Annotated in this window: 14 protein-coding genes and 2 pseudogenes; 10 read left to right on the top strand and 6 right to left on the bottom strand. The window is 72.9% G+C overall.

Translation table 11 applies throughout. The features are described from left to right. The first annotated feature begins 13 nt into the window (after nucleotides 1-13). The 3 genes from Prubr_RS17695 (at nucleotide 14) to fabG (ending at nucleotide 1,809) form a co-directional block, all read left to right on the top strand. Nucleotides 14-436, top strand: a complete 423-nt coding sequence (locus tag Prubr_RS17695; protein WP_212826819.1) for a helix-turn-helix domain-containing protein — start codon at nucleotides 14-16, stop codon at nucleotides 434-436. Then, nucleotides 385-957: an ATP-dependent Clp protease proteolytic subunit gene (locus Prubr_RS17700; protein WP_212826821.1), complete on the top strand. Its 573-nt coding sequence runs from the start codon at nucleotides 385-387 to the stop codon at nucleotides 955-957. Before Prubr_RS17695 ends, Prubr_RS17700 begins: the two co-directional genes overlap by 52 nt. 93 nt (nucleotides 958-1,050) lie before the next feature. After that, nucleotides 1,051-1,809 carry a 3-oxoacyl-ACP reductase FabG gene (gene fabG / locus Prubr_RS17705; RefSeq protein ID WP_212826822.1) on the top strand — a complete coding sequence of 253 codons (759 nt, stop codon included), beginning with the start codon at nucleotides 1,051-1,053 and terminating at the stop codon, nucleotides 1,807-1,809. Here fabG and Prubr_RS17710 read toward each other — a convergent pair. Further along, nucleotides 1,782-2,214, bottom strand: a pseudogene (locus Prubr_RS17710) (hypothetical protein). The gene fabG and the pseudogene Prubr_RS17710 sit on opposite strands and share 28 nt — an antisense overlap. 19 nt (nucleotides 2,215-2,233) lie before the next feature. Then, nucleotides 2,234-2,599, bottom strand: coding sequence for a hypothetical protein (locus tag Prubr_RS17715; RefSeq protein WP_425518029.1), 366 nt, complete (start codon nucleotides 2,597-2,599; stop codon nucleotides 2,234-2,236). 156 nt (nucleotides 2,600-2,755) lie between these two features. On the opposite strand from Prubr_RS17715, the gene Prubr_RS17720 reads away from it, so the two are divergent. The 4 genes from Prubr_RS17720 (at nucleotide 2,756) to Prubr_RS17735 (ending at nucleotide 5,683) form a co-directional block, all read left to right on the top strand. Further along, nucleotides 2,756-3,301 (top strand): hypothetical protein, encoded by a 546-nt coding sequence (locus Prubr_RS17720; RefSeq protein ID WP_212826826.1) that lies wholly within the window; start codon nucleotides 2,756-2,758, stop codon nucleotides 3,299-3,301. An 81-nt stretch (nucleotides 3,302-3,382) separates the two neighbouring features. Continuing rightward, nucleotides 3,383-4,051 carry a Pr6Pr family membrane protein gene (locus tag Prubr_RS17725; RefSeq protein WP_212826827.1) on the top strand — a complete coding sequence of 223 codons (669 nt, stop codon included), beginning with the start codon at nucleotides 3,383-3,385 and terminating at the stop codon, nucleotides 4,049-4,051. A 29-nt stretch (nucleotides 4,052-4,080) separates the two neighbouring features. Next, nucleotides 4,081-4,995, top strand: a complete 915-nt coding sequence (locus Prubr_RS17730; protein ID WP_212826828.1) for a Gfo/Idh/MocA family protein — start codon at nucleotides 4,081-4,083, stop codon at nucleotides 4,993-4,995. Between the two features lie 157 nt (nucleotides 4,996-5,152). Beyond that, nucleotides 5,153-5,683: an STAS domain-containing protein gene (locus tag Prubr_RS17735; RefSeq protein WP_212828194.1), complete on the top strand. Its 531-nt coding sequence runs from the start codon at nucleotides 5,153-5,155 to the stop codon at nucleotides 5,681-5,683. Nucleotides 5,684-5,741: 58 nt separating this feature from the next. Here the strand turns inward: Prubr_RS17735 and Prubr_RS17740 are convergent, their stop codons facing one another. Both Prubr_RS17740 and Prubr_RS17745 read right to left on the bottom strand, forming a co-directional pair. Continuing rightward, nucleotides 5,742-7,115 carry an Hsp70 family protein gene (locus tag Prubr_RS17740; RefSeq protein ID WP_212826829.1) on the bottom strand — a complete coding sequence of 458 codons (1,374 nt, stop codon included), beginning with the start codon at nucleotides 7,113-7,115 and terminating at the stop codon, nucleotides 5,742-5,744. Next, nucleotides 7,108-9,183 (bottom strand): Hsp70 family protein, encoded by a 2,076-nt coding sequence (locus Prubr_RS17745; RefSeq protein WP_212826830.1) that lies wholly within the window; start codon nucleotides 9,181-9,183, stop codon nucleotides 7,108-7,110. Before Prubr_RS17745 ends, Prubr_RS17740 begins: the two co-directional genes overlap by 8 nt. Nucleotides 9,184-9,707: 524 nt before the next feature. On the opposite strand from Prubr_RS17745, the gene Prubr_RS17750 reads away from it, so the two are divergent. Both Prubr_RS17750 and Prubr_RS17755 read left to right on the top strand, forming a co-directional pair. Further along, nucleotides 9,708-11,642, top strand: a complete 1,935-nt coding sequence (locus Prubr_RS17750) for a sensor histidine kinase (RefSeq protein ID WP_212826831.1) — start codon at nucleotides 9,708-9,710, stop codon at nucleotides 11,640-11,642. Further along, complete coding sequence (locus Prubr_RS17755; protein ID WP_212826832.1) at nucleotides 11,606-12,250, top strand: LuxR C-terminal-related transcriptional regulator; 645 nt, start codon at nucleotides 11,606-11,608, stop codon at nucleotides 12,248-12,250. Before Prubr_RS17750 ends, Prubr_RS17755 begins: the two co-directional genes overlap by 37 nt. A 401-nt stretch (nucleotides 12,251-12,651) precedes the next feature. Here Prubr_RS17755 and Prubr_RS17760 read toward each other — a convergent pair whose 3' ends face one another. Next, the gene (locus Prubr_RS17760) at nucleotides 12,652-12,843 is read right to left on the bottom strand and encodes a DUF2795 domain-containing protein (protein ID WP_212826833.1); all 192 of its coding nucleotides are present in this window, start codon (nucleotides 12,841-12,843) and stop codon (nucleotides 12,652-12,654) included. A gap of 180 nt (nucleotides 12,844-13,023) precedes the next feature. Between Prubr_RS17760 and Prubr_RS17765 the strand changes: the two genes are divergently transcribed. Then, the gene (locus Prubr_RS17765) at nucleotides 13,024-14,328 is read left to right on the top strand and encodes an erythromycin esterase family protein (protein ID WP_212826835.1); all 1,305 of its coding nucleotides are present in this window, start codon (nucleotides 13,024-13,026) and stop codon (nucleotides 14,326-14,328) included. Here the strand turns inward: Prubr_RS17765 and Prubr_RS17770 are convergent. Beyond that, a pseudogene (locus tag Prubr_RS17770) lies at nucleotides 14,310-15,262 on the bottom strand (enoyl-CoA hydratase/isomerase family protein). The gene Prubr_RS17765 and the pseudogene Prubr_RS17770 overlap by 19 nt on opposite strands. Nucleotides 15,263-15,276: the final 14 nt, after the last annotated feature.

Genomic DNA, 15,276 nt, shown 5'->3' on the forward strand with positions numbered 1-15,276 from the left:
GGAGGTGGTCGGAATGTCGCTGTTGCGGTGGGCGATCGGTACGGTGCTGCGGCGTACCCGACACGCGCAGGGGCGGATCCTGCGCGAGGTCGCGGCGGCGGCCGGGGTCTCCGTGCAGTACCTCTCCGAGGTCGAACGCGGCCGTAAGGAGGCCTCGTCCGAGATCCTCGCCGGCATCTGCCGGGCCCTGGACCTGCCGCTGGTCGACCTGCTCGAGGAGGTCCGCGCCGAGTTGCTGCGGGGCGGCCGGGGGACGCGCGGGCCACGTGTCCAGCTCCTGGCCGCCGGCCAGTTCCCAGCCGCCGGCCATGGCTCTGCCGTGGGCAGATCCGCCTCGGGCAGAACCACGGGCGTCCGGGGCCGGCGGTCCCGCACGCTGGTCACATGCAGCAGCCCCCGACGTCGTACGACGCCCAGCTTTTCGACCAGCTCCTGAAGGAACGCATCGTCCTGCTCGGCAGCGAGGTGACCGACCAGACGGCCAACGCCGTCTGCGCCCAGTTGCTCCTGCTGGCCGCGGCCGACCCGCAGCGCGACATCCACCTCTACATCAACTCTCTCGGCGGCTCGGTGAGCGCCGGGCTCGCGATCTACGACACGATGCGGTTCATCGGCAACGACGTGGCCACGATCGCGATGGGCCTGGCCGGCTCGATGGGGCAGTTCCTGCTCTGTGCCGGCGCCGCCGGCAAGCGGTTCGCCCTGCCGCATACGCGGATCATGATGCACCAGCCGTCGGGCGGCTTCGGCGGCACGGTCGCCGACATCAGGATCCAGGCGGAGAACATGCTCTTCGTCAAACGGACCGTCCAGGAGCGGATCGCGTTCCACACCGGACAGCCGGTCGAGCAGATCGAACGCGACGCCGACCGGGACCGGCGGTTCACCGCCGAGCAGGCCCGCGAGTACGGGCTCATCGACGCCGTCATCAGCGCGACCACCGAGGTGCCCGGGTAGCCGACCGGCGGCCGGCGGTCCGGTGCGCGGGCGCCCGGGCGGTCACCGGGTTAGGCTGCGGCCCCAGGCCCGTCACCGGCGAAAGGTCGCAGCATGTCCGAGGAGTCCCGCGTCGCCCTTGTCACCGGTGCCGCCCGTGGCATCGGGGCCGCCACCGCCCGCCGGCTGGCGGTCGACGGGTTCACCGTGGCCGTGCTCGACCTCGACGAGGCGGCCTGCGCCGACACGATCGCGCAGATCACGCGGGACGGCGGCCGGGCGCTGGCCGTCGGCGCGGACGTGGCCGACGACACCCAGGTGCGGGCGGCCGTCGACCGGGTAGCGGCCGAACTGGGCCCGCCCACCGTCCTGGTCAACAACGCCGGCGTGCTGCGCGACAACCTGCTCTTCAAGATGACCGAGGCCGACTGGGACACGGTGCTCGGCGTACACCTCAAGGGGGCCTTCCTGGTCACCCGGGCGGTGCAGAGGCACATGGTCGACCAGCGTTACGGCCGGATCGTCAACCTGTCCAGCACCTCCGCGCTGGGCAACCGGGGGCAGGCGAACTACGCCGCGGCCAAGGCAGGCATGCAGGGCTTCACCAAGACGCTGGCGATCGAACTGGGCCCGTTCGGGATCACCGCCAACGCGGTGGCACCCGGCTTCATCGCCACCGAGATGACGGCCGCCACCGCGGCCCGGCTCGGCGTCGACTTCGCGCAGTTGCAGGAGCGGGCCGCGGCCGAGACCCCGGTACGCCGGGTCGGGCGGCCCGAGGACGTCGCGCACACCATCGCCTTCCTGGTCAGCGAGGGTGCCTCGTTCGTGTCCGGGCAGGTGATCTACGTCGCCGGCGGGCCGCGCGACTGACCCGGCTCAGGACCGGGCGGGCCGGGTGCGCCAGAGCCAGAGCAGGCCGAGCACGGGCAGCAGGAGCGGGATGTAGCCGTATCCCACGCCGAAGCCCGACCACACCGTGTCGTCGGGGAAGGCGGACGGGACGAGCAGGCTCGCGGCGCCGACGACGAGGACTCCGACGAGTTCGATCGTGCAGCACACCAGCGCGATCCGCCGGCCGAGCTCTCCGGCCCGGGCCAAACCGTACGTGGCCACGATGTAGACCACCGCGGCGAACGCCGACAGCAGGTAGGCCAGCGGCGCCTCGCCGAACCGGGTCGCGATCTGCAGGCCGGCCCGGGCGGTCGCCGCGATCGCGAAGAGCAGGTAGATGGCGATCAGCACCCGTCCCGGGCCGCCGTTGAGCATCCGCGACATCCGGGTGTCCGTACGGGTTTCAGACACCGGCCACCTCCCAGGTCTGCTGGAGCCGTACGACCAGCACCGGGATGACCAGGCAGACGACGGTGACGATGATGGAGCCCCACCGGGTCGGCTCCATGCGGGCGAGGATGCCGGCGATCGGCGGCAGGCAGACGATCGTGGCGAGGTAGCCCCAGAAGGTGCCCGGCTCGGCGGGGCTGGCGCCGCCGGCGATCGACACCAGGGCCGCGATGCCGAGGGCGAGGATCGCGACCTCGACGACGGCGAGGCCGATCAGGTGGGACCGGTCCGGAGCCCGGTCGCGCACGGTCGCGACCAGCCCCCATGCCGCCAGCGCGAGGGCGAGCACGATCGTCAGGGTTTCGAGTGCGCCGTTCACGGCCACACTCTACTAACGCCTGTAGTAAGCCCGCGGGTGGATGCCGGTCCGGGAATCGATCATGTGAAACAGATCAATATCAGGCTATAGTTCTCGGGTATGGGCGGGACGGGCATGTGGGCTTTGCCGGTCGTAGGCGGATGTGTCCTACTGGCCATGGTCGTACTCGCGTTGATCGTCGACCGCCCCCGAACGTCCGGCCCCGACCTGGCGCAACTGCGGGCCGAAGCCGCCGAGCTCGGCGCGCATGCGGTGGCCGCGCAGGAGCGGGCCGGGAGGGCCGGCGCGGTCGCGGTCGAGGCCCGCGCGGCGGCACTGGTCGCGCAGCGGGCCCGTGACGAGGCATGGACGGCGCAGGAGCGGGCCGCGAAGGGCTGTCACCTGGCCTGGCAGGAGGTGCTGGCGGCGCGGGAGACCGCCGGCGCGGTCCGCGGTGGGAACCGGGCCCGGTCGGGCGACGACGGGGGCGACCCGGTGCTGGTCGAGCGGGAGCGGACCGCCGAGCGCTGGCGGATGCGGGAACTGGGCGCCCGGAGGGTTCATGACCGGGCCAACCTGACGCTGGGCCGCGCCGAGGAGGTGGCCGGGGTCGCCGAGACCGCGGCGCGGGCGCTGTTCGACGAGGCAGTGGTGGCGGCGACCGAGGCGCACGAGGCGATGCTCGCGGTCGAGTGGCGGGCCAGTCGGGCCCGGTTGCGCTGACGGGCACGACCTGCCGTAGAAACGGAGAAAACGGAAGTGTCGCCCACGGTCTGCGGCGAGCCGGCCTGATAACTTCCGTCCATGATCGATGGTGGACGCTGGGTGGCCGTGGCGCTGCGGATCGTGACCGTGCTGGCGGTCCTGGCCGGCGTCGGGGTGACCGCCGCCGGCGCCGACACCCTGCCCGGCCTGCTGTCCTACTTCACCATCCAGAGCAACCTGCTGCTCGGCTGCTTCGCCGGATACGCCGCCGTGCTCGCCTGTCGGGGCGCCGAGGCGCCGGCGGCGGTCAAGGGCGCGGTCACCTCGTACATGGTCATCACCGGGCTCGTCTACCACCTCGTCCTGATGAACGGCTCCGGCGAGTTCTCGATGGTCGACGAGGCGGCCGGCGCGTCGCCACTGATCCAGCTCGGCAACCAGCTCACCCACACGCTGACCCCGATCCTCGCGGTCGCCGACTGGCTGCTGTTCGACCGGTCCCGTGCCCGGTGGCGGCACGCCGCGCTGTGGCTGACGTACCCGCTGGCCTATCTCGCCTTCGCGCTGGTCCGCGGGCTGGTCACCGGGCACTATCCGTACCCGTTCGTCGACGTGACCGAGCTGGGCTACGGCGGGGTGGCGGTCAACACACTGGTGTTCGGCAGCGTCTTCTATCTCATCGGGCTGGCCGTCGTGGCCGCCAACCGGGCGGCGACGACGTTGCGCCGGGGGCCCGGACCGGATCCGGCGGTCCGTGGGGCAGACTGACCGGCGACGACGCGACCGGAGGGGCGGAGATGGGGCTGCGGTTCGGGCTGTTCGGGACCGGTAACTGGGCGGCGAAGACGCACGCGCCCGCGATCGTCGGGCATCCGGGGGCCGAACTCGTCGGCGTCTGGGGCCGTGACCCGGCCAAGGCGGCCGACCTCGCCGACCGCTACGGCGTCCGCCCCTACTCCGACGTCGACGACCTGATCGCCGACGTCGACGCGGTGGCCGTCGCGCTGCCGCCCGACGTACAGGCGCCGATCGCCGTCCGGGCCGCCGAGGCCGGCCGGCACCTGCTGCTCGACAAGCCGCTCGCGCTCGATCTCGCCGAGGCCGACCGGGTGGTCGACGCCGTACGGCGTACCGGGGTCGCCTCGGCCCTCTTCTTCACCAACCGCTTCCGGAGCACCGTCGTCGACTTCCTGGACGGCGCAGTGGCCACCGGCGGCTGGACCGGCTCCCGGTCCATCCTCTTCGCCTCGATCTTCGAACCGGGCAGCCCGCACACCGGCTCGACGTGGCGGCGCCGGCACGGCGGACTGTGGGACGTCGGCCCGCACCTGCTCTCCCTGGTCGTGCCGGTGCTCGGTCCGGTCACCCAGGTCGCCGCCATGGACGCCCCGGACCACACCGCACACCTGCTCCTGCGGCACGCCGGAGGCGCGGCCAGCACCATGTCGCTGACCGTCGACGGCCCGCCGGCGGCCCGTACGAACGAGGTCACGTTCTTCGGCACCGCCGGGCTGGCGACCGTACCGGCCGGTGACACCACTGCGGTCGAGGCGCTCACCGCCGCCGTCGACGTCCTGCTCGACGAGATCGCCACCGGCGCCCGGGGCGGGCTGGTCGACGTCCGGTTCGGCCGCGACGTGGTGGCCGTACTCGCCGCCGCCGAACTGGCCCGCACCGGCGCGAGTACGGTGACGGTCGTCCCGGCACGCTGACCGCTGCGCTGGGGGACATCCCCCGGACCGCCGTCAGGGTCGGTCTCCTACCCAGGGCCTAGTCCGTACGGCCCGGTCTGCTCCGAAGGGCTAGGCCGGACTCGGCTGTCAGCAGGTCGCGGATGTCAGAGGGTGTGCATAGGCTCGGTACGTGGAGATGATCAGGGTGCAGGCACTGTCGACGAGCCGTCTCGACGTGACCGTGGATGCCGCCGGTGACGCGCTCGAGGTACGCGTTGCCGGAGAGATCGACATCGCCAACGTCGACGAGTTCCGGGTACTGCTGTGGTCGCTGCCGGCCGGGGCGGTGACGGCCCGGGTCGATCTGTCCGGACTGGAATTCCTCTCGGCGGCGGGAATCCGCGCGCTCATCGCCGCGCATCTGCGGCTGCGGGCCCGCGGCACGCAACTCGTGTTGTGCCGGCCGACCCCGCTGGTGCGGCGGATCCTGCGGATCAGCCGGGTCAACCGGGTCATCCCGGTCATCGGCACGGCCCTCCCGGCCACCGACCAACCGGCCGTCGGGCGACGGACCGCCGAACAGCGCGGAGCCGACCGGCCCGCCCCCAGGCGGCCCGGTCCCGACCGGTCGGGACCCGAGAAGGCGACGTCGGACAAGGCCGGCCAGCGGGCCTGGCAGTCCTCGGCCCGCGACGCGCTTCCGGTCCGCTGCGGCCGGGCCGCCTGAGCCGGCCCCTGCCGCCTGAGCCGGGGCCGCTGGGCGGACCGCCCGGCGGCCCGGTTGGTCAGTGCCTGGCCAGCGCCAGCCAGTCCTGGCTGGTCACGTCGGTCCCCGGCTCGACGAGCAGGCGTTCGAGGGTGCCCGGGGTGGCCGCGGTCAGGTCCCAGATGGCACCGCCGGGCAGCCGGGTGCGGGCCAGCCGGGTGCCGGCGGAATAGACCTCGCCGGGCCTGACCAGCCAGCGCAGCAGCCGGGTGGAGCCGCCGGGGATGCCGAACGACAGCGGTGCGGTCCGTTCCGGCGACGACCACGCCGGCACCGTACGCGGGCCGCTGTGGGCCAGCCACCGGGCGGCACCGAACACCGTCGCGAGTTCGGGGTCGTCGACGGTGCGGATCGGACGGCCGAAGACCCGTCGTACGGTGTCGGTGACCGCCGGCATCCTGGCCCCGCCACCGACCAGCAGCACCGAGTCGATCTGGTGGGCCGGGATGTTCAGGGTGTCGAGCAGGCCGCCGCAGCACTCGACCGTACGCGTCAGCAGCGGCGTCGCCAGGGAGGCCAGTTCGGTACGTGACAGCCGGTAGGCCGGTGCGTCCGGCATCAGGTAGTCCTCGACCGTGGGGGCGTCGCTGAGCCGGTGCTTGATCCGTTGCGCGAACTCGGTTACCGCCATACCCAGCCGCAGCGTCGCGGGCGCCGATGGGGTGGCCGCCGCGGCCCGCAGCAGCGGCGCGAGCCACTGCTGCCCGTCACTGTGGATCTGGGCGGCCAGCAGGGCGTCGATGTCGCTGCCGCCGTCGTCGATGGCCGCGTGTCCGAGCACCTCGTGCCGGCGTTCGTCGATCCGTACCAGGGCGGTGTCGAAGGTGCCGCCGCCGAGGTCGTAGACGAGAACCAGGTCGCCGCTGGTCAGGGGCGGCCCGGACACCGGTGCGAAGGCCGCCGCGACCGGCTCGGGCAGCAGTTCCACGGTCTCGAAACCGGCGGCCTCGCCGGCGGCGATCATCTGCGCCCGGCGGGTGTCGGTCGGGCCGGCGGCGGTGGGTCCGAGCGGGGTCGGCGCGTAGGTGGCCGGAACGGTGATCACCGCCCGGTCGATCCGCCCGCCGTACCGCCGTTCGGCCTCCGTACGCAGCGCCACGAGCACCGCCGCCACCTGCTCGATCGGTCGGAAACGCCGGCGCCCGAGCACGTTCGGTGTGTCCGCCGCCAGGCCGCGTTTGAACTCGGTGCCGTAGGACGTCGGGTCGGATCGCTTGCGCTGCTCGGCGGGGCTGCCGACGAGCATCTGCTCGCCGTCCCAGTAGACCGCCGACGGCCAACCGCGCAGGCCGGTCCCCGGCTCCGGCACCAGGGTGGCCGAGTCGCCGCTGACCACGACGGCCGACGAGGACGTGGTGCCGACGTCGATGACGAGTACCGGCTTGTCAGACATCGTAGACATCGACCAGGCTCCGTTCCTCGGACTCCCAGTTGACCAGCAGGCAGCGGCTGTCGGTGCTGAAACCGACCCGGCCCTGATGGCCGGCGCTGCCGCGGAGCCGGAACAGCTCCTGGTCGGTGGCGGTGTCGTGCAGGAAGACGACCGGACTGCCGTTCGGCACCTGGCTCGTGCCGGCCCTCAGCTGTCCGTCGGGGCTGGTGACCGTCGTACCGAAGCCGTCCCGGGCGCTGAGTTCGGCGAAGCCGGGGTGTTGCCGGCGCCAGTTCTCGTCGGTCAGTCGTTCCAGCCGGCTCCCGGTGCGCAGGTCCCACAGCGTCGTCGCGGCCCGCCGACGCAGTCCGACCCCGCGGCTGCCGCCCTCGGTGGCCAGTCGCCAGCCGGTCTCGTCGACCAGCACCTTGAACGGCCCGCCGGGATCACGGAACCGGGTGTTGAGCTTGCCGGTCTCCACCTCCCAGACGGAGAACCAGCCGTCGGCGTCCCACCCGACGAGGCAGAACCGGCCGTCCGGGTCGAGGAAGACCCGGCCCCGGGTCGTCGGGTCGATGCCGACCTCGGGGCGGAAATCGCCGAGCACCGCCCCGTCGAGCAGCGAGCGCAGCCGTACCGACGGGGCCCGGGTGCATTCGACCAGCAGCTGCCGGTCGGCGTGCAGCTGCCAGAAGCCCCGCGATTCCAGGTGCAGGCGGCGGTTGGGCGCGTCGGGCGGCATGCCCCCGCGGTCGCGGGCGGCGCCGGCCACCATGACCCGGCCGACCAGCTGACCGGCGGCGGACCGGTGGGCGACCAGGGTGCCGGACCGTGCCACGGTGAGGTCGAAGACCTGGTCCTCGGCGGTGCGGATCCGGGCGACGGGCTCGCCGGCCGCGAACGGCGCGCCCTCGGCGACCAGCCAGTGCTGCAACCGGCCGACACCACCGGGGATGTCCCAGGTCAGTGGTTCGATCTGCCAGCGGGGCCGCTCGGCGGGGATGACCCGGGCCGCCGCGCCGGCGGCGTAGCGGGCCGCACCGCGCAGCACGGCCAGTTCGGGCTCGCCGGAGCGGCGTAACGGGTGGGCGGTCGTTCCGTCGCGGAACCCCAATCCGTCGAGCATCGCGGGTACGACCATCTGCAGGCGCGCGCCGCCACCGGCGAGCACGACGGCGGCGACGTCGGCCAGGGTGAGGTTCTGCTCGCCGACGAGGGCGTGGCAGCTCTCCACGAGCCAGTGCAGTGCCGGGGTGACGATGGCGGTGAGCCGGTCGCGGGTGAGCCGGTGCGGTGGGCTGAGCGCGGTGAGGTGGTCGACGACCTCCTCGCCGCCACCGCTGAGCTGGTGCTTGAGCTGCCGGATGAAGTCGATCATCTCGTAGTAGGCGCGCAGGCCGGGGTCGCCGGGGGCGACCAGCAGCGGCTCGAGCCAGTCCTGGGCCCGCTCCCGCAGATCGCTGATCAGCTGCGCGTCGATGTGGTGTCCGGCGGCGTTGCCGCGCTGCGACAGCAGCGTGGTGTGGCTTCCGTAGACCTGGACCAGGCCGACCGTCCAGTTGGTGCCGAGGTCGCAGACGAGCACCAGCGCGCCGGCCGGGAGGTTGTCGCTGACGTTGGGATCGAGCGCGGCGGCAACGGCGTCGGGCAGCAACTCGACGTCGGTGAAGCCGGCCGCCTCGCCGATCGCGATCATCAGATCCCGACGGGAGTCGCCGGGCTGGTAGTCGGCCGGCACGGTGAGCGAGAGGCGTTGCGGCGGCTGGCCGAGCAGCCGCGCCGCCTCGGCCCGCAGGACGGTCACGAACAGGATCAGCAGATCGACCCCGCTGATCTCCCGGTCGTCCAACCGCATCGACGCCTGGGCATCCAGCGCCCGGCGCGGACCCTCGATGTAGCGGCGGGGAAGGGTGCGCTTGAGCAACTCGGCGGCGTTGCCGACGACGGGACCGGCGTCGTCGAGGCAGATGGCGGACGGCCAGGTCGGCCCGCCGCCCGGCTCCTTGACGAGAGTGATCTGGTCGCCGTCGACGAGCGCGGCCCGGGTGCCTGACGTGCCGAGGTCGACCACCAGGATCGGTTCGCTCACCGTAATCCCCCACACGTCGTCGGTCGTCACTATCCGAAGGAGTGCGGGCATAGTGTCCGCGAGCGGTACGGGTCCCGTCCAGCCTTGATACGCCACTGTGCTCGCACCTCCGACGGAGTGCGGGGAACCGAAATGAGCCCGTAACTGAGCAGATCCGGCCATCCGGTCGGGTCGCCGCACCGGATGCCGTACGGCTGGTGGAACGTGGGTGACCGAGGGCTGGCAGGTGTGACGCACAGTTACGATCTGACGGCCCGCCGGAGGCCGACCCGTGCCCGGCTCGCGAGCGAACCGGCAGCGTCGTCGACGGGTCCGGTCACATGGATCACCCGGGCCTGACCGGAGCCGCATCAAACGCGGAAAGACGCTTACTCATCCAATGGGACACACATCCTGAATCATCCACCGAAGCCGATGCGGCGAAATAGTGGGAGAAAGACTGATCGGGGGTATGGCTAGCCACACCCCCGACGGGCGCGCAGGGTCAATGTCCGGGGGCCGGCCGGTGCGCCAGACTGGTCGGCATGACAGGGCTGGTCCGGCGGCACACGGGGGCCGTCGTACGCGGGCTCGCCCTCGGCGGGCTCGCCGTCGCCGCGGCCGTCTCCTTCGCACTGCACCTGGCGGTGTTCGTGCCCGGGTTCGCCTTCGGCCTGGTCATCCTGCTGCCCCACCCACTGGTCGCCGCTCGGCGGCTGCCGAACCTGGCCCGCCGGCTCGCCGGGCGCTGGTCCGGCGTCGAGATCGCCGCGCCGTACCGGCCGCGCCCGCAGCCGCCGAAGCCCGGCCCGGACGGGCTGTACGAGCGGGACCGGCAGCTCTACCGCAGGCCGTGGTTCCCGGCGCAGGTGGACCGGATCGACTGGGTGCTCGGCGACAGCGCCACCTGGCGGGACCTGCGCTGGACGTTCCTCGAACCGCTCGTCGGCGGCCCGCTCGCCCTGCTGCCCGCCGTCCTGATCGCCGGCGGCGGGTGGCTCGGGTACGCCGGGGTCACCGGCGTGGGCGGTGCCGGCTGGTGGGCGGTCCTGCCCGGCCTGCTCGCCGTGGCGACCGGCATCGCCGTCGCCCCGGCGCTGCTGTCCGCCCACGGCCGCTGGACCCGGCTGCTGCTGCGCCCGGCGGAGCCGACCCTCACCCCGGCCCGGCGCTGGATCCTCCTGCGGCTGCTGGTGCTGGCCCGGATGCTCGCCCTGCTCGGCCTGACCGTGCTCGTCGTACCGGTCGCGGTGCTGAGCGCGCTCGCCGTCGTCCTCTCCTACGGGCTCGGCATCGTCGTCGTCATGCCGCCCGTCATCGAGCACTTCCGCCCGCTGACCAACCTGCGCCGCCGGCTGACCCGCTGGTCCGGGGTGGACGTACCCGAGCCCTACCGGCCCCGGCCGCCCCTGCGGCGCCGCCCCGACGGGCTCTACCAGGTCGACAAGTCGCTGTACGAGACGCCCCGGATGGCCGCCTACATCCAGCGGATGTTCTGGCTGACCCGCGACCCGGCGAGCTGGCGGGACATCCTCTGGCAGCTGCTGGACCCGCTGGTCGGGGGAGCGCTGCTGGTGGTGCCGCTCGCCGCGATCGGCTACGGCATCTGGGGGTTGGCCCTGCCCCGGATCACGGTTCTCATCGGCGTGCGGGTCGACGACCTCGGACCCTGGCACGGCAACGTCGCCGGGAACGGCGCGATCGCCGTACCGGTCGGGTTGGCGCTGGCCGCCGCCGGTATCCTCGCCGCGCCCTGGCTGCTGCGCCTGCACGGCCGTTGGACGGCACTGCTGCTCGGACCGACGCTTCGGGCCCGGCTGGCCCTGCGGGTGCAGCGGCTGACCCAGACCCGCGCCGATGCCACCGAGGTGCAGGCCGCCGAGCTGCGCCGGATCGAACGTGACCTGCACGACGGGGCGCAGGCCCGGCTGGTCGCCCTCGGCCTCACCCTCGGCGCCGCCGAGCAGCTCGTCGAGCGTGACCCGGCCGCCGCCCGCGAACTGCTCGCCGAGGCCCGCGACAACGCCGCCCGGGCCCTCACCGAACTGCGCGACCTCGTACGCGGCATCCACCCGCCGGTGCTCGCCGAGCGCGGCCTCGCCGACGCCGTACGGGCCCTCGCCATGGACTGCCCGCTGCCCGTCGAGGTGACCGTGGACCTCCCCGCCCGCCCGGAGGCACCGGTGGAGTCGGCGGCCTACTTCGCGGTCAGCGAGCTGATCACCAATGCGGTGCGGCACGCCGGGGCGGGCCGGATCACCGTGGACATCGGCCATCGCGGCGACGACCTGCGGATCGTCGTCACCGACGACGGCCACGGCGGCGCCGACCCGGCCCGGGGCACCGGGCTACCCGGCATCGAACGGCGGCTCGGTACATTCGACGGCGTCGTGACCATCGACAGCCCGTCGGGCGGTCCGACGACCGTCGTATTGGAGCTGCCGTGCGCGTTGTCCTCGCCGAGGACCTCTACCTCCTGAGGGAGGGGTTGTCGCGGCTGCTCACCGCGCACGGGTTCGAGATCGTGGCGGCCGTCGAGACCGGCCCGGAACTGCACCGGGCGCTGATCGGGCTGCGGCCCGACGTCGCGGTCGTCGACGTACGGCTGCCACCGACCCAGACCGACGAGGGGTTGCAGGCGGCGCTGGCCGCCCGCCGGGAGATCCCGGGGCTGCCGGTGCTGGTTCTCTCGCAGCACGTCGAGCAGCTCTACGCCCGCGAGTTGCTGGCCGACGGGTCGGGCGGGGTCGGCTATCTGCTCAAGGACCGGGTCTTCAACGCCGACCAGTTCGTCGACGCCGTACGGCGGGTCGCGGCCGGCGGCACGGCGATGGACCCCGACGTGATCGCCCGGCTGCTGACCGGCCCCGGTCGGGCCGGCCCGCTCGCCCGGCTCACCCCGCGCGAGCGTGAGGTGCTGGAGTTGATGGCCGAGGGCCGGTCGAACAGTGCCATCGCCCAGCGGCTGTTCCTGAGCGAGAGCGCGGTCGGCAAGCACACGGCGAACATCTTCGGCAAGCTCGAGCTGGCGCCGTCGGACGACGACAACCGGCGGGTCCTGGCCGTTCTCGCCTACCTGAACGGCTGAGGGGCCGTGCGGCCGGTCCCGGCCGCCGCTGGCACCGGGCCGGTCCCGGCCGCCGCTGGCGGCTGCCGCTGAACCGGGCCCGCGGCGTGGGTGCGCTTGCGCGGTCTCGGGATGAGGGAATGGTGACCAATGTGCAGTTTTCCGAGGCCAGTCGCAGGGGTGCCGTTGTTGATCTGGGCAAAAACCACCTAATCCGTGCGGGATAAGGTGGCTGACGCCCAGATCAACTGCGTCACCCTGCGACCCGCCCCGCCCACAAGAGACGTTCGGCGCATATCTCCCGGCCCGGTGAGCAGGTGGATGGAGATCCGCTGACGAACTGGGCGTGGGAGGCGTTACACGGACGGTGTAGCCCCTCCCACGCTCAGTTCGTCAGCCGGGGCCGGGTGGGTCGGGCAAGGTTAGCGCAGCGGGCCGAGCGCGCCGGTGACCTCGGCGGGGGAGCCGAACCGGTCGGCCGGCAGCGAGCGCAGTGCCTGCAGCGTCTTCGTGTCGGCACCGTTCTCCTGTGCCCGCCGGATCAGGTCCTCCTTCGACACCGGATAGTCCAGGCCGCTGAGCTGTTCCTCCCACGGGAGTGGCTGACTGGTCATACCGGCACCCGTACCCCGTACGGCCGTGCTCAAGCCTCCACCCGGCCGGTCCCGTTGATCAAGGAGAAAGTGTGCCTGCCTTGAGGTGATTTGTCGCGCAACTTCTCCTTGATCAACGGGGAAGGGTGCGGTCGGTGGGCGGGCGGGGTTTGTGGGTAATTGGGACGGGTAGGAGTTGGTATGTCCTTGTATGACGCTAACCTGGGTGAGAACGACGCCGGCTGGGGCGGGACGCTGGGGCGGATCGCGCACCGGCTGGCCGGACCGGACGACTTCGACCCACTGCTCGACCGGATCGGGGACGCCCGGATCGTGCAACTCGGCGAGGCGAGTCACGGCACGTACGACTACTACCGGCTCCGCGAGCAGCTCACCCGTCGGCTCGTCGCCGAGCACGGATTCTCGTTCGTCGCCGTCGAGGGCGACTGGCCGGACTGCGACCGGGTGCACCGCTCGGTCACCGGCGCACCGGGCGCCGACCCCGACCCGCAGACCGCGCTGGAACGGTTCGAGCGGTGGCCGACCTGGATGTGGGCCAATGCCGAGGTGGCCCGCTTCTGCCGCTGGCTCCGGGCGTGGAACCTCGAGCGGTCGCCGGAGCAGCGGGTCGGGTTCCACGGGCTCGACGTCTACAGCCTCTGGGAGTCGATCCACGCGATCCTCGACCACCTGGGGGAGGACGATCCGCCGGCCCGCCGCGCGGCGCAGGAGGCGTACCGCTGCTTCGAGCCGTTCAACGGCGACCCGCAGGTCTACGCGATGGTCGACGACGAGTGCCAGGGTGAGGTCGTACGGATGCTCACGCAACTGCGGAACCGGGCGACCCGCGACGGTGCCGACCGGTTCTCGGCCTGGCAGAACGCCGAGGTGGTGGCGGGGGCGGAGCGCTACTACCGGGCGATGGTCCAGGGCGGCCCGCAGTCGTGGAACGTCCGCGACACCCACATGGCCGACACCCTCGACCGGTTGCTCGACTTCTACGGGACCGGCGCGAAAGCCGTGGTGTGGGCACACAACACGCACGTCGGCGACGCCCGGGCGACCAGCATGACGCGCGCCGGACTCGTCAACATCGGCGAGCTGGCCCGGGACCGGTACGGCCCGGACGACGTGGTCCTGGTCGGCTTCGGCGGCTACCGGGGCGAGGTGCTCGCCGGCAGCGAGTGGGGCGCCCCGGCGCAGGTGATGGAGTTGCCGCCGGCCCGTCCGGGATCGTTGGAGGACCGCCTGCACACGGTGCTCCCGGAACGCGCCCTGCTGGTCTTCCCGCGCGACGACCGGCCGGCCTGGCTCGGTGCGGAGTTCGAGCACCGAGCGGTGGGGGTCGTCTACGACCCGGAGGTCGAACGCTGGGGGAACTACGTGCCGACCCGGCTCGGCGACCGTTACGACGCCTTCGTCTGGTGCGACCAGAGCACACCGCTGCACCCGCTGCCGGCCCGGTCGGTGCCCGGCGAACTGGAGACCTATCCGGCCGGCGTCTGACCCGGTCCACCCGACGTCCGACCCGGGGCGCCCGGCGCCCGGTCGGCGTCGTGCGGGGACCAGGAGAACACCGGCGGGCGGCGCTCGTGGAACGCCGCGACCCCCTCGGTCAGGTCGCCGGCGGTCCGCATCTCCCGTTCCCAGTACGCGACCCGGTCGGCGCCGGCACCCGGGTCGGTGCCGCCGTCGTACCTGGCCGCGGAGGCCAGGGCGACGTACTCCTTGGCCGCGGACTGGGTGAGCAGGGACCGGTCGGCCAGCGTCGCGGCGAGCGTCCGTACCCGGTCGGCGAGCTGGTCGGCGGGGACGACCTCGTCGACCAGTCCGATCCGGGCCGCGTGCGCGGTGTCGACCAGTTCGGCCGAGTAGAGCAGGTATTTCGCCGCGGCCGGACCGACCAGTTCGACCAGCCGGCGGGTGGTCGGCAGCGGATAGACCACGCCCAGCCGCGCCGGCGGCACCCCGAACCGGGTGCCCTCGGCGGCGATCCGCAGGTCGCAGGCGACGGCGAGCTGACAGCCGCCGCCCACGCAGTGGCCCCGGATCTCGGCGATCGTCGGTTTGGGGAACGTCGCCAGGTTGTTCTCGGCGACGACCATCGCCGCCTGCCCGTCCTCGGTGCCGCCCGCTGTGCCGTCGGCGCGTACCGGGCCGGTCCCTCCAGCGGGCCGATGCCGAGCAGTTCGTCGAGCGTGCCGATATCCGCGCCGGCACAGAACGTGCCGCCGGCCCCGGTCAGCACGAGCACCCGTACCCGGGGGTCGGCGGCGAGCCGGTCGAGCAGCACCGGTAGCTGCCGCCACATCGGCACCGTCATCGCGTTCCGCTTGGCCGGGTTGTCGATCCGGATCGTCGCGGTGCCCCCGGCCACCTCGAGCCGCAGTCCGGGACGGCCCGCCGCACCGGCCCCGCCCGGCGTCCTGTCGTCGGCCATCGGCCACCCCTCCC

The organism is Polymorphospora rubra, from assembly GCF_018324255.1.
GTDB classification, from domain to species: Bacteria; Actinomycetota; Actinomycetes; order Mycobacteriales; family Micromonosporaceae; genus Polymorphospora; species Polymorphospora rubra.

What these genes read in the sequence shown, in the direction of transcription:
- Prubr_RS17695 (WP_212826819.1), top strand. Translation starts at nt 14, where the DNA reads ATGTCGCTGTTGCGGTGGGCGATCGGTACGGTGCTGCGGCGTACCCGA.
- Prubr_RS17700 (WP_212826821.1), top strand. Translation starts at nt 385, where the DNA reads ATGCAGCAGCCCCCGACGTCGTACGACGCCCAGCTTTTCGACCAGCTC.
- fabG (WP_212826822.1), top strand. Translation starts at nt 1,051, where the DNA reads ATGTCCGAGGAGTCCCGCGTCGCCCTTGTCACCGGTGCCGCCCGTGGC.
- Prubr_RS17720 (WP_212826826.1), top strand. Translation starts at nt 2,756, where the DNA reads ATGGTCGTACTCGCGTTGATCGTCGACCGCCCCCGAACGTCCGGCCCC.
- Prubr_RS17725 (WP_212826827.1), top strand. Translation starts at nt 3,383, where the DNA reads ATGATCGATGGTGGACGCTGGGTGGCCGTGGCGCTGCGGATCGTGACC.
- Prubr_RS17730 (WP_212826828.1), top strand. Translation starts at nt 4,081, where the DNA reads ATGGGGCTGCGGTTCGGGCTGTTCGGGACCGGTAACTGGGCGGCGAAG.
- Prubr_RS17735 (WP_212828194.1), top strand. Translation starts at nt 5,153, where the DNA reads ATGATCAGGGTGCAGGCACTGTCGACGAGCCGTCTCGACGTGACCGTG.
- Prubr_RS17740 (WP_212826829.1), bottom strand. Translation starts at nt 7,115, where the DNA reads ATGTCTGACAAGCCGGTACTCGTCATCGACGTCGGCACCACGTCCTCG.
- Prubr_RS17750 (WP_212826831.1), top strand. Translation starts at nt 9,708, where the DNA reads ATGACAGGGCTGGTCCGGCGGCACACGGGGGCCGTCGTACGCGGGCTC.
- Prubr_RS17760 (WP_212826833.1), bottom strand. Translation starts at nt 12,843, where the DNA reads ATGACCAGTCAGCCACTCCCGTGGGAGGAACAGCTCAGCGGCCTGGAC.
- Prubr_RS17765 (WP_212826835.1), top strand. Translation starts at nt 13,024, where the DNA reads ATGTCCTTGTATGACGCTAACCTGGGTGAGAACGACGCCGGCTGGGGC.